The organism is Mycolicibacterium gilvum (assembly GCF_900454025.1).
Lineage (GTDB): Bacteria > Actinomycetota > Actinomycetes > Mycobacteriales > Mycobacteriaceae > Mycobacterium > Mycobacterium gilvum.
The window spans coordinates 1,466,661-1,479,934 of the sequence record NZ_UGQM01000001.1 but is presented as its reverse complement, the minus strand read 5'-3'; the positions used below and the strand labels follow the sequence as shown (position 1 = coordinate 1,479,934).

Here is a 13,274-nt window from a genome sequence, read left to right as displayed (position 1 = left end):
CAGTAGATGACGCTCGACCTCGACGACATCCAGCACATCCTGCTGACCCGCACACCGGCCATCACCGGCCGGTACGAGTTCCTGACGTTCGACAGGGCCGACGGTGGCCGGGCGTGGCTGACAGAGCTGCTCGACCGGGTGCAGTCGGCATCCGACGCCGTCGCGACGATGGATGCGTCCCAACGCTGGATCACGTTGGCGTTCACGTGGACCGGGCTACGCGCGCTCGGTGTCCCCGACGATGCGCTGGCGACGTTCCCGGACGAGTTTCGCGAGGGCATGGCGGCGCGCGCTGACATCCTCGGCGACACCGGCCCCAATGCCCCGCAGAACTGGGTAGACGGACTCGCCGGCGACGACGTCCATGCCATCGCCATCCTGTTCGCCAGAGACGACGACGAACACCGGCGATGTGTGGGAGAGCACGACAAGCTGGTGGCGCGCTGCGACGGGGTGCGCACGGTTTCGTATCTCGACCTCAACGCGAGCCCGCCGTTCAACTACGCCCATGACCATTTCGGCTTCCGGGACCGGCTGTCCCAACCGGTGATCAAAGGCTCGGGCGAGAAGCCGACGCCGGGGTCCGGCGCACCGCTGAAACCGGGAGAGTTCATTCTGGGTTATCCGGACGAATTCACCGCGACGCCGGAGATCCCCCAGCCGGATGAGTTGGCGCGCAACGGAAGCTACATGGCCTACCGCCGCCTGCAAGAGCACGTCGGAGCTTTTCGTTCCTACCTGGCCGACCACGCCGGAACTCCCGACGAGCAAGAGTTGCTGGCCGCGAAGTTCATGGGGCGTTGGCGCAGCGGTGCGCCCCTGGTGCTGTCTCCCGACGTGGACGACCCCGAGTTGGGTGCTGACCCGTTGCGCAACAACAACTTCAACTACAAGGAGATGGACCCGTTCGGATACGCATGTCCGCTCGGTTCGCACGCACGCAGGCTGAATCCGCGGGACACCGCCCACAACATGAACCGGCGCAGGATGATCCGCCGCGGAGCGACCTACGGACCCGCGCTGCCCGACGGGGCCCCGGAAGACGGCACCGACCGGGGTATCGCCGCATTCATCATCTGTGCGAGCCTGGTCCGGCAGTTCGAATTCGCACAGAACGTGTGGATCAACGACACGGCGTTCCACGAGCTGGGCAACGAGCATGACCCGATCTGCGGAACACAGGACGGGACACTGGATTTCACCGTTCCGAAACGGCCCATCCGCACGGTGCACAAAGGCATACCCGCATTCACCACGCTGCGCGGCGGTGCATACTTCTTCCTGCCGGGTATCAATGCCCTGCGCTACCTCGCCGGCGGTCTCCGATGAGTCGCCGACAAGCGCGCACGTACAACCAGAATCACGTCGCCCGCCCACACAACGGCCGGCGGCGGATCAGCATCTACTGGATGTGGAGTTATCCCTGGGAAGCACAACGGGATACCGCATCCATGTCGAATCGGTTCTCCACTCTCACCGAGGTCCGCAACGTCGTCTACCCGACCTATGAGACGCCCGAGTTCGAAGCCGACAACTTCCTGCAGGGCATTGCCGGAACGCTCGAGCTCTTCCACCGGTCGACGCTGACGTTCCAGGATCTGGTCGGGGAACTCACCGGACATCCGGTCGCCGTCTTCCAGCGTGTCGACCAGGCGGGCTACCGGCAGCCGATCGATGACCGGATCCTCGCCGACACCGATACTTTGATGGTATTCGGCCTCGATCACCTCGACTCAGGGCTGGACGCCGATCGCGACGAGGTCGACGCGATCCGCGAGTGGCTGCGCCGCGAGGATACGTGCCTGCTGCTGGCACCTCACCACGATGTCGGGTTCACCGATGACCTCGCCCAGCGACAGGTCGAATTCGAGCATCACGGCGATCGACTGGTGCCCCGACAACAGCGGTTCAGCCGATATACCCGCTCGCTGATGCGCGCACTGGGCGTGCCGGTGCACAACATCTGGGGGCTGCGCCCCGCTCTGCAACCGGGCACCCGAGACCCTCTCCCGCTGAACAGGTTCCAGGACTACGACGAAATAGACCTTCTGGACTCGGTGTCGACTCTGAGCTTCCACCAACATCTCCCTCACTATGAACTCACCGCGCCCGAGGGCGCGACGCTACGGGTGCTGGCCCGCCAAGCCGTCGATCTCACCAGACCCCACCCGTTCACCGCAGCAGGTGACAGCGAGTTCACCGCGGTGATCTGGATGCCGCCCGACGGCGACCGTGCGGGTGACATCCTCCTGATCGATTCCACGCACTTCACGACGTTGTTCGGCGGCACCGAAAGCCTGCAGAATCTGTGGCGGAACCTTACTCGGATGGGTTGCGACCGATAGCCCGTCGGCGACGGTTGGTCGTCAGTCCGCGAGCAGCCCGATCCTGATGGCTTCGGACACCGCCTGGCCGCGCGACGAGACTCCGAGCTTGCGGTAGATCGATGTCGCTTGACTCTTGGCGGTTTCGCGGCCGATCACCAGTTCCTCGGCGATCCGCTGGAGCGAGAGATGCGTGGCCAGGTGCGGCAGCAGCCGGAGCTCGGCGGCGGTAAGTGGACGCGTCCCGCCGACGGCCATGGCTTTGACGCGCTCGACGCGCTGCACCAGTGCCACGGCGTCAGGTTCACGATGGCGGACGCGCTCTGCGGCGGTGAGGTGACGGCTGAGCAGCGCCCGATCCTGCAGCGCCGCAGCGGTCCATGCGAGCAGACCGTGCCCGAGCAGCGCCGTGCGTGCTGACAGGTTTCCCAACCGCTCCAACAGCGTCTGCGTGATCTGCACGGCGTGCAGCGCGGCTGGGACATCACCGACGCGCGCCGACATGACCGCGCTCGTGGAATACACCACGATCATCGGGACGACGTCGCACAGGTCGTACTTGTCGGCGAGCGTGCGGGCCGCGTCGCATCGCTCGACGGCTGCTTCGTCGTCCCCCGCGGCGAGGTCGAGCAGCGCCAGATGCGCCAGGGCCGCGGCATGGAACCCGGGCAGGTCTTCGATCACCGGCAGCGCCGATTCCAGCAGAAGCCGCGCCCTGCCGCCCTGGCCCCGCATCGCCTCCGCGGCACCCTTCATCACGGTGGCCGCACCCCACCAGGGATTGACCAGGTTGTCCCCGGCTGCTCGCACGGCGTCGGCGTGCCGGATCACCTCGGCCACTCCCCCGACGCCGACGAGTGAACTGATCAGCGCCACAGCCACACTCACCGACGGTGTGCCGTCGGCGAGCGGCCCTCCGTGGTCGCTGTGCAGCGCCAACATCAGTGAGCGCTGGATCAACTCGGCATCGGCCGTCGTGACCCCCAGCCATGCTCGTGCCACCGCAGCGTCACACTGTTCGGCGAAGGTGCGGGCGTCGAGCATGCCCAGCCTGCGGGCGAGCACGCCGGCCCGGCCGTCGAAGCCCAACCGCACCGCTTCGCGACCCACCAGCGCCGCGGCGCGGGCCCTGTCCCCGGCCTCCAGCGCATGCACCAACGCACCGTCGATGTCCCCTTCGCGCTCCAGCAGATCGGCTGCGCGCGAGGCCAATTCGCGGAATCGCGCGGGCTCCGACGCGCGCAGCCGCGCACGCAGAACGTCACCGAAGAGATGGTGATAGCGAAATGAATCCCCTAAACTGTCCAGGGAAATCAGGAACGGATTGCCCGATGTCGCGAGCTGCTCGAGCATCCGCGCCGCGTCGACGCGCCCCAGGACGGCATCGAGGTGTTCGGCGGTGAAGCGATCCAGCATCGCCGACTCCAGCAGAAAGGATCTGGTGTCGTCGTCGACGCGATCGATGACCTCTTCCACGACGTACTCGACGACGAGGTTGTTACGTCCGGCGAGTGCCTCCGGGGCCGTCCCGTCACGCAACGCCATCGCGGTCAGGATCACCCCGGCCGCCCACCCCTCACACAGGTCGATGACCGTGGCCACCGTCGCGTCGTCGCTGGGACCGCGCACGGATTCCACGGCTGCGACGGTCTCCTCCGCGGACAGGCGCAGAGCGTCCTGGTCGACCGCGACGAGATTTCCCGCCAGCCTGCGCCGCGCGATGTCGAGCGGCAGCAGGAAGCGTCCGAGCAACGCCACGGTGGTCGTCAACGGAGCGGCATCGACGAGAGCGTGCAGCGCGCTGATGGACTGCGGCGTCGAGAGCTTGTGCACGTCGTCGAGGATGACGACGATCGGCCCGAATTCTTCGAGGAGCCGGACCACTGCGGGCAGCAGGTGCTCGGGCTCACGACCGGGACCACGCAGATAGTTCAGCAGGTGGTCGTCGCCCGCACCGAGACGGACGACGGCTGTGGCGATGTGCAGGAGCAGATGTCCCGGATCGTCGTCGAGATGATCGATGCGCGCCCAGGCGAACTGCCGGCGGTCCTCGGCGTCCCACATCGCCGTGACGGTGGTCTTGCCGTACCCGGCGGGTGCGGTGAGGACGACCAGGTCGCCACCGGCCGACGATTCCAGCCGTTTGAGCAGGTCAGGACGAGGGACGACACGGTCGGCGATTCTCGGCCGTCCCATCGTGACGGCCGGAACTTGAGGCCGCCAGTCCCCTGCCACCACATACGGATCGTAGGCTTCGCGCCGATCGGCCAGTCCAAAATGCGAAATACCTGATGCAAGGACCGAAGGGCTTGTCGGTGCCTGCGGGCACCATGGACACATGCCCGCGAAGACCGATCCGCTGTCACGGTTCAGCACGCTGACGCGTGAATGGTTCGGGGGCACGTTCGTCGAGCCGACCCCGGCACAGGCACAGGCCTGGAACGCGATCTCCGCAGGAGAGAACACGCTGGTCATCGCGCCGACCGGCTCGGGCAAGACCCTGGCGGCATTCCTGTGGGCGATCGACGGCCTGGCCCGCGAACCGAGGGCCGAACGCGGCACCCGGGTGCTCTACGTCTCCCCGCTCAAGGCGCTGGCCGTCGATGTCGAGCGCAACCTGCGCACCCCGTTGACCGGCATCTCCCGCATCGCCGAACGCAACGGCGAGGAGCCACCGGCCATCAGCGTCGGCGTGCGTTCCGGTGACACCACGCCGAGTAAGCGCCGCGAACTCATCACCAAGCCTCCCGACATCCTCATCACCACTCCCGAGTCGCTGTTCCTGATGCTCACCTCCGCCGCCCGCGAGAGTCTGTCCGACATCGAGACGGTGATCGTCGACGAGGTGCACGCCGTCGCCGCGACGAAGCGCGGCGCACACCTCGCGGTGTCGCTGGAGCGCCTCGACGCGATGCTGCCCAAGCCGGCGCAGCGCATCGGGTTGTCGGCCACGGTGCGCCCGCCCGAGGAGGTGGCGCGGTTCCTGTCCGGGGCATCGCCGACGACCATCGTCGCGCCGCCGGCGGCCAAGACCTTCGACCTGACGGTCCAGGTCCCGGTGCCCGATATGGCGGCGCCGAACACTGGCTCTATTTGGCCCGATGTCGAGGAGCGCATCGTCGACCTGATCGAGGCGCACAACTCGTCGATCGTGTTCACCAACTCGCGACGTCTCGCCGAGCGGTTGACCGCCCGCATCAACGAGATCCACGCCGAGCGCACCGGTATCGAGCTGGGCGCGCACAACCCGGGCGTCGCCGGCGGCGCACCCGCGCACCTGATGGGCAGCGGCCAGACCTACGGCGCGGAGCCGGTGCTCGCCCGGGCACACCACGGCTCGGTCAGCAAGGAGGCCCGCGCCGACGTCGAGGACGCGCTGAAGAGCGGGCGGCTCAAGGCGGTTGTCGCGACGTCGAGCCTCGAGCTCGGCATCGACATGGGCGCAGTCGATCTGGTGATCCAGGTCGAGACGCCGCCCTCGGTGGCCAGCGGGCTGCAACGGGTCGGCCGCGCCGGACACCAGGTCGGCGAGATCAGCCAGGGGGTGTTGTTCCCGAAGCACCGCACCGACCTGATCGGCTGTGCCGTCAGCGTGCAGCGCATGCTGGCCGGTCAGATCGAGACCATGCGGGTGCCGGCCAACCCGCTCGACGTGCTGGCCCAGCACACGGTGGCCGCCTCGGCTTTGGAGCCGATCAACGCCGACGCGTGGTTCGACACGGTGCGTCGCAGCGCGCCGTTCGCGACGCTGCCGCGCAGCGCCTTCGAGGCGACGCTGGACCTGTTGTCGGGGAAGTATCCGTCGACCGAGTTCGCAGAACTGCGCCCCCGCATCGTCTACGACCGCGACAACGGCATGTTGACCTCGCGCCCCGGAGCGCAGCGCCTCGCGGTCACCTCGGGCGGCGCGATCCCCGACCGGGGCATGTTCACCGTGTTCCTGGCGTCGAGCGCCGAGTCCGAAAAGCCTTCCCGGGTCGGCGAACTCGACGAGGAGATGGTCTACGAGTCCCGGCCGGGCGACGTGATCTCCCTCGGCGCGACGAGCTGGCGCATCACCGAGATCACCCACGACCGCGTACTGGTGATCCCGGCCCCGGGCGAACCCGCGCGCCTTCCGTTCTGGCGCGGCGACGGCGTCGGCCGCCCGGTCGAGCTCGGTGCGGCGATCGGCGCGTTCAACGGCGAGTTGGCCCGGCTGGACCGGCCGGCGTTCGAATCCCGCTGCCGCGACGTCGGATTCGACGACTTCGCGACCGACAATCTGTGGCAGCTGATCTCCGAGCAACGCGAGGCGACCTCGTCGGTGCCGTCGGACACCACACTGGTGGTGGAGCGGTTCCGCGACGAGCTCGGCGACTGGCGGGTGATCCTGCACTCCCCGTACGGCTTGCGGGTGCACGGCCCGCTGGCGCTCGCGGTCGGCAAGCGGCTCTACGAACGCTTCGGCATCGACGAGAAACCGACCGCGTCCGACGACGGCATCATCGTCCGGCTGCCCGACACCGACGACACCGCGCCCGGCGCCGACATCTTCGTGTTCGACGCCGACGAGATCGAGCCCCTGGTGACCACTGAGGTCAGCGGCTCGGCACTGTTCGCCTCGCGGTTCCGCGAATGCGCAGCACGCGCGTTGCTGCTGCCGCGCCGCCACCCGGGGAAGCGTTCGCCCCTGTGGCATCAACGTCAGCGCGCCGCGCAGCTGCTCGACGTCGCCCGCAACTATCCCGACTTCCCCATCGTGCTCGAGGCCGTCCGGGAATGCCTGCAGGACGTGTACGACGTGCCCGCCCTCACCGCGCTGATGGACCGTATCGCCCAGCGCCGGGTGCGCATCCTGGAAGTCGAGACCCCCACCCCGTCGCCGTTCGCGGCATCCCTGCTCTTCGGGTACGTCGGTGCGTTCATGTACGAGGGCGACAGTCCGCTCGCCGAGCGGCGCGCCGCCGCGCTGGCGCTGGATCCCACGCTGCTGGCCGAGCTTCTCGGGCGTGTCGAGCTGCGCGAGCTGCTCGATCCGGACGTCATCGCCAACACCACCCGCCAGCTGCAGCACCTGACGCCCGAACGCGCCGCGCGCGACGCCGAAGGGGTGGCGGACCTGCTGCGGCTGCTCGGGCCGCTGACCGTCGACGAGATCGCCGAACGGTGCGTGCAGCCCGACATCGGCGGGTGGCTCGAAGGATTGCTCACCTCCAAACGGGTGGTCACGCTGTCGTTCGCGGGCCAGACGTGGTGGGCGGCCATCGAGGACATCGGAAGGCTGCGCGACGGCGTCGGTGTCGCCGTGCCGGTCGGAGTTCCGATCGCCTTCCTCGAGCCGATCGTCGACCCGCTCGGCGAACTGCTGTCCCGCTACGCGCGCACCCGCGGACCCTTCAACACGATGGAGGCTGCGACCCGGTTCGGCCTCGGTGTGCGGGTCGCCGCCGACGTGCTGGGCCGGCTGACCGCCGATGGCAAATTGGTTCGCGGTGAGTTCACCGATTTGCCCGCAGATTCCGGTGGAGCCGAGCAGTGGTGCGACGCCGAGGTGCTGCGGATTCTGCGTCGACGGTCGTTGGCTGCCCTGCGCGCGCAGATCGAACCGGTCAGCACCGGCGCCTTCGGACGTTTCCTTCCGGCGTGGCAGATGGTCGGCGCGGACTCGGCGTCCGGTGTCGACGGCCTCGCGTCGGTGATCGACCAACTGGCCGGTGTCCCCATTCCCGCGTCGGCCGTCGAGCCGCTGATCCTCGGGCAGCGGGTCCGCGACTATCAGCCGGGCATGCTCGACGAGCTGCTCGCCTCCGGCGAAGTGCTGTGGTCGGGCGCCGGATCCCTGTCGGCCGCCGACGGTTGGGTGTCGTTTCACCCCGCCGACACCGCGCCCTTGTCGTTGGCGCCGCCCGGCGACCTCGACCTCACCGACGTCCACCATCAGATCCTCGCGGCGCTCGCCGGTGGTGGCGCCTACTTCTTCCGCCAGCTGACACTCGACGGAGTCTCGTCGGAGTCACTGAAAGAGGCGCTGTGGCAGTTGATCTGGGCCGGTTATGTCGGCGGCGACACCTTCGCGCCGGTGCGCGCGCTGCTCGCCGGGACCAAAGGCCCCGGCAGCAGACGGGCTGCCGCGCCGTCACACCGGCATCGCCGTGCCCCACGGTTGAGCCGCTACAGCCTGAGTACGTCCAGCCTGAGCGCACATCGCGATTCCGACCCCACGGTGGCGGGGCGCTGGTCGGCGCTGCCCACCGCCGAGGTCGACACCACGGTGCGGGCGCACTACCAGGCCGACCAACTGCTGGCCCGGCACGGTGTGCTGACCAAGGGCGCCGTGGCCAGTGAGAATTTCCGCGGGAACATCCCCGGCGGATTCGCGGCGATGTACAAGGTGCTCACCACCATGGAGGACGCCGGGCGGTGTCAGCGCGGCTACTTCGTCGAATCCCTCGGCGGCGCCCAGTTCGCGACGGCGAGCACGGTCGACCGGCTACGCAGCCACGCCGACAGCATCGACGACCAACAGCAGAAGCTCCGCGCGGTCGCACTGGCGGCGACCGATCCCGCCAATCCGTACGGCGCCGCGCTGCCGTGGCCGTCGCGCGGCGCCGACGGTGACACCGCGCACCGTCCCGGCCGCAAAGCGGGGGCACTCGTCGTGCTCATCGACGGTGAGCTGACATGGTTCGTCGAGCGGGGCGGACGGTCGCTGCTGAGCTTCACCGACGACGCCGAGACCGCGAACGCGGCGGCCGCGGCACTGGCGGAACTGGTGACGCGGCACCGGGTTCCGGCACTGCTGGTGGAACGGATCGACGGTGTCCCGGTGCTGGAGTCGCGGGAGTCGGTGATGGTCGAGGCTCTGATCCTCGCGGGGTTCTCCCGCACTCCCCGTGGGCTGCGGCTGCGCTGATGCCCGAAGGCGACACCGTCTACCGCACCGCCGCCAAACTGCGGGATGCCCTGGAAGGCCGGGAACTGATCCGGTGCGACATCCGCGTTCCGCGCTATGCGGCGGTGGATCTGTCCGGTCAGGTGGTCGACGAGGTCCTCAGCCGCGGTAAGCACCTGTTCATCCGGGTCGGTCAGGCCAGCATCCACTCGCACCTGAAGATGGACGGGGCATGGGTCATCGGACGGGTCCGGGTGCCGACCTACAAGATCCGAATCGTGCTGGAGACGGCGAACTCTCGCGCCTCCGGGGTCGACCTGGGCGTGCTCGAGGTCCTGGACCGGGCCACCGACATGGAGGCGGTGGAACACCTCGGGCCGGATCTTCTCGGCGAGGACTGGTCAGCCGAGGTCGCCGCCGCGAACCTCGTGGCCGATCCGGAACGCCCGCTGGCCGAAACGCTTCTCGATCAGCGGGTGATGGCCGGGGTGGGCAATGTGTTCGCCAACGAGCTGAGCTTCGTGTTCGGGCTACGGCCGGGAACCCCGGTCGGCGAGCTGACCGATCCGCTGCGCGTGGCCAACCGGGCCCAGCAGATGCTGTGGCTCAACAGATTACGAGTGAACCGGACCACCACCGGCAACACCCGGCCCGGCCAAGACGTCTGGGTGTACGGCCGTGCTGGACTGCCCTGCCGTCGCTGCGGCACCCCGATCGAGACCGACAAGAACACCGAGCGGGTCACCTACTGGTGCCCCACCTGCCAGCGCTGAGCCTCATCTCGCCGCGCGCCCCCTCCCGCCGAAATGTCATTCCAGCAGACAAAGTGCGAGTAGACGGCTGCACAGACGCAACCTCGGCCGGGGTTGTGGATAACGTGCCGACGAAGTCCAGGTTTCGTCAGAGCCCCCGACGATCATTCGGCCATGGGAGACATCATCATCGGCACGGAAGCCGTCGCGAACGGCACCGTCACCCGACACCAACTGCAACGCTGGTACCGACCGATCTTCACCAACATCCACGCTCCGCGGGGCCCTGCCCCCACGCTGGGCGACCGCGCCGTCGGCGCCTGGCTGTACTCCAAGCGCCACGGCATCGTCACCGGACTGGCCGCCGCGGCGCTGCACGGATCACGCTGGATCGACGCCGATGTCGACATCGAGCTGATCTACAAATGCCCGCGACCCCCCAGCGGCATTGTTGCCCGCAACGACCGCATCGATCCGGACGAGTGGCAGTCGATCGACGGCCTTCCCGTCGCGACTGCGGCGCGGACGGCGTTCGATCTCGGACGTTATCGACCCGAGCACGATGCGCTCGCCCGCCTGGATGCGCTGATGGCGGTGCGTCCGCATTCGGTCGAGGACGTCCTGCTGCTCACCAAACGCTACAAAGGCGCACGAGGCGTCGCCCGGCTCAAGGCTCTGCTGCCCTTCGTCGACGGCGGCGCGCAGTCACCCCGCGAATCCTGTTGGCGCAAACTCGTTCTCGACTCCGGATTCCCGCCACCACGCACCCAGATCCCCGTCGTCGACGAGAACGGATACCACGTCCGTACCCTCGACTTCGGATGGGAAGGCCCGAACGTCGCGGTCGAATACGACGGTGACCAACACCAGTCCGACCGCGCGCAATACCTCAAGGACCGTCGGGTGATGCCCGCGCTACGCCGCCTGGGCTGGCACGTCACCACCGTCGTCAAGGAAGACGATCCCGTCGCGGTCATCCAGACTCTGAGCGCCGCGATGCGGGCCCGCGGCTGGCGCGGCAGCATCCAGATCCCGCGGTACGCGTACACCACGAGATTCCGCGCCGAGATTGCGTCCAGGCAGGAAAAGTGCGAGTAACGGCCTGCTGGAATGCACGTTCGGCGAAACCGGGCTAGACCGTGCAGTCGACTCCGGCCACGTCGCGGGCGATGACGCACGCCGACGGGTTGGACAGCTTCCATGCGCCGTCCTGCTCGACCCAGTAGATGTTGTGCGTCTTGGTCCCCCAGATGGGGATGGTGACGGCGATCTGGGCGTCCAACTGGTCGCCGTTGAGCACCGGGTTCTCGACCCGCCAGTTGATCATGCCGCCGTAGGTGTTCAGCCTGTTGGCGATGTTGTCCGCGGTGGGCACGGCGGCGTCACCGCCGGCGAGCTTCGCCGCGCGCACCTCCGTCGGCGTCCCGGTGTTCAGTACCTGCTGCAGCTCGGAGGTCAACTCCCCGGCGCTGGGCACCGGCGGCTGGGCCCACGCGACACCCATTCCACCCACAGCACCCGCAGCCACTACCGACATCGCCGCCAACGCAGCACGCATGAACGTTCCTTCCGTACAGAGGTCCCGACCCACGGGACACCTCACCACGGGGCGACCCCCGCCACAAGGCCTACGTCCCGGGCCCCCTCACCCGCCGAAATTGCATTCCAGCAGGCGAAGTGCGACGCAAAGTCAAGCGGCTAGCGCCACGGCTATGCGGCTTGGCTAAGCCTTGATCCACCGATCGAATAGGAGTTGGGGCGGGTTGTAAAAACGAAATGCCCTGTCGCGGTGAAAGAATGGGATTTGTCTAGGATCACATTCGGTCAGAACGAAGGGCATCTCGTAGATGCAACTATCTCACACTCGTCCTGTGGCGTCAGCCCGCTTTGATGACCCCAATCTGGTGTCGTGTGCCGGGCTGGTCCCGATGGCCGCTCTGGCTCATCAGTGCGGGTTGAGCAGCCTGGCTGATGAGCACATCACGGTGCCGACCGACAAGGGCGCCAACGCCGGGGCGAAAGTCTTGTCGCTGGTCGCGGGCATGGTAGCTGGTGCTGACAGCATCGATGACATGGCCTTGCTGCGCCACGGCGCGATGGGCACCGTGTTCGACCGCCCGTACGCCCCGTCGACGCTGGGATCGTTCCTGCGCGAATTCAGCTTCGGTCATGTCCGCCAACTCGACGCCGTGGCGGCGCGGTTGCTGGCCGGTCTGCACGAACGCACTCCGGTGCTGGCCGGTGTTGACGGTCCGGTGTGTGTTGATCTCGATGACACCATCATCGAAGTGCACGGCTACACCAAACAGGGATCTGGTTACGGATACTCCGGGGTCCGTGGGTTAAATGCGCTGATCGCCACGCTCACCACTGAGCATGGTGCACCGATCATCTGCGGCCAACGCCTACGCAAAGGCGCCTGCGGATCAGCACGTGGAGCTGCCCGCATCGTCGGCGACACGCTGGCCACCGTGACACGACTGCGCTCTTCGGCGGCAGCCACCCGGCCGCTGCTGCGAGCCGACTCGGCGTTCTACGGCTACCCAACCGTGGCGGCTGCTCTGCGCGGTGGTGCCGACGTGTCGATCACCGTGCGCCTGGACCCAAAAGTCAAAGCCGCCATCGCCGCCATACCCGAGGACGCCTGGATCCCGATCCAGTACACCGACGCGATCTACGACGAGAACACCCAGCGCTGGATCTCGCGCGCCGAGGTCGCCGAGATCGACTTCACCGCGTTCAGCTCCCGCAAAACCAGCGAGCAGATCCCCGGCAGGCTGGTGGTGCGGCGCATCCCCGACCTCAACCCCGCCAGCGGCGAGGGGCAGACCACCCTGTTCGACACCTGGCGCTTCCATGCCTTCTTCACCACCACCGACCTCGATACCGTCACCGCCGACAAGACCCACCGCGGCCACGCGCTCATCGAGCAGGTCCACGCCGACCTCAAAGACTCTGCTCTGGCCCATCTGCCCTCGGGGCGATTCGGCGCCAACGCCGCCTGGCTGGTGTGCGCAGCGATGGCGTTCAACCTCACCCGCGCCGCGGCCACCCTGACCGGACCAGCGCTGGCCAAAGCCCGCACCGGCACCATCCGCCGCACCCTGATCAGCGTGCCGGCACGCATCGCCTCCTCGGCCCGACGCCTGACCCTGCACCTGCCACGCAACTGGCCCTGGGAAACCGCGTGGAACACCCTGTTCCACAGTCTGTTTGGCCGAAACCGGCCACTGCTGGCCTAACAGAGCAACCCCAACCGCCCGCACGAGACGAAAGACCCACAGGAACAAGCCGATACCGAGATCGGGCCATCACACACACCCA

The 13,274-nt window shown here is 67.8% G+C and carries 8 protein-coding genes; 6 read left to right on the top strand and 2 right to left on the bottom strand.

The genetic code is table 11. The annotated features are described in order from the left end of the window. Positions 1–6 precede the first annotated feature (6 nt). Positions 7–1,329, top strand: coding sequence for a Dyp-type peroxidase (locus DYE23_RS06945; RefSeq protein ID WP_115326847.1), 1,323 nt, complete (start codon positions 7–9; stop codon positions 1,327–1,329). Then, on the top strand, positions 1,326–2,345 hold the full coding sequence (locus tag DYE23_RS06940) for a hypothetical protein (protein ID WP_115326846.1): 1,020 nt from the start codon (positions 1,326–1,328) through the stop codon (positions 2,343–2,345). The genes DYE23_RS06945 and DYE23_RS06940 overlap by 4 nt, the downstream gene beginning before the upstream one ends. Before the next feature lie 21 nt (positions 2,346–2,366). Here the strand turns inward: DYE23_RS06940 and DYE23_RS06935 are convergent, their stop codons facing one another. Then, positions 2,367–4,520, bottom strand: a complete 2,154-nt coding sequence (locus DYE23_RS06935; RefSeq protein WP_235660342.1) for a winged helix-turn-helix domain-containing protein — start codon at positions 4,518–4,520, stop codon at positions 2,367–2,369. A 142-nt stretch (positions 4,521–4,662) separates the two neighbouring features. Here DYE23_RS06935 and DYE23_RS06930 point away from each other — a divergent pair, with 142 nt between their 5' ends. The 3 genes from DYE23_RS06930 (at position 4,663) to DYE23_RS06920 (ending at position 11,048) form a co-directional block, all read left to right on the top strand. Continuing rightward, complete coding sequence (locus DYE23_RS06930; RefSeq protein ID WP_115326844.1) at positions 4,663–9,219, top strand: ATP-dependent helicase; 4,557 nt, start codon at positions 4,663–4,665, stop codon at positions 9,217–9,219. Continuing rightward, the gene (gene nei2, locus DYE23_RS06925; RefSeq protein WP_013472591.1) at positions 9,219–9,971 is read left to right on the top strand and encodes an endonuclease VIII Nei2; all 753 of its coding nucleotides are present in this window, start codon (positions 9,219–9,221) and stop codon (positions 9,969–9,971) included. Before DYE23_RS06930 ends, nei2 begins: the two co-directional genes overlap by 1 nt. A gap of 153 nt (positions 9,972–10,124) precedes the next feature. Beyond that, the gene (locus tag DYE23_RS06920) at positions 10,125–11,048 is read left to right on the top strand and encodes a type IV toxin-antitoxin system AbiEi family antitoxin (protein ID WP_115326843.1); all 924 of its coding nucleotides are present in this window, start codon (positions 10,125–10,127) and stop codon (positions 11,046–11,048) included. 34 nt (positions 11,049–11,082) lie between these two features. Here the strand turns inward: DYE23_RS06920 and DYE23_RS06915 are convergent, their stop codons facing one another. Beyond that, entirely contained in the window at positions 11,083–11,508 is a 426-nt protein-coding gene (locus tag DYE23_RS06915) for an MTB12 C-terminal domain-containing protein (RefSeq protein ID WP_013472592.1), read from the bottom strand. A gap of 289 nt (positions 11,509–11,797) precedes the next feature. Here DYE23_RS06915 and DYE23_RS06910 point away from each other — a divergent pair, with 289 nt between their 5' ends. After that, on the top strand, positions 11,798–13,192 hold the full coding sequence (locus DYE23_RS06910; RefSeq protein WP_115326321.1) for an IS1380 family transposase: 1,395 nt from the start codon (positions 11,798–11,800) through the stop codon (positions 13,190–13,192). The last annotated feature ends 82 nt before the right edge of the window (positions 13,193–13,274 follow it).

Coding starts and splice junctions, on each gene's coding strand:
- DYE23_RS06930 (WP_115326844.1), top strand. CDS start 4,663: ATGCCCGCGAAGACCGATCCGCTGTCACGGTTCAGCACGCTGACGCGT.
- DYE23_RS06945 (WP_115326847.1), top strand. CDS start 7: ATGACGCTCGACCTCGACGACATCCAGCACATCCTGCTGACCCGCACA.
- nei2 (WP_013472591.1), top strand. CDS start 9,219: ATGCCCGAAGGCGACACCGTCTACCGCACCGCCGCCAAACTGCGGGAT.
- DYE23_RS06935 (WP_235660342.1), bottom strand. CDS start 4,520: ATGGGACGGCCGAGAATCGCCGACCGTGTCGTCCCTCGTCCTGACCTG.
- DYE23_RS06920 (WP_115326843.1), top strand. CDS start 10,125: ATGGGAGACATCATCATCGGCACGGAAGCCGTCGCGAACGGCACCGTC.
- DYE23_RS06915 (WP_013472592.1), bottom strand. CDS start 11,508: ATGCGTGCTGCGTTGGCGGCGATGTCGGTAGTGGCTGCGGGTGCTGTG.
- DYE23_RS06940 (WP_115326846.1), top strand. CDS start 1,326: ATGAGTCGCCGACAAGCGCGCACGTACAACCAGAATCACGTCGCCCGC.
- DYE23_RS06910 (WP_115326321.1), top strand. CDS start 11,798: ATGCAACTATCTCACACTCGTCCTGTGGCGTCAGCCCGCTTTGATGAC.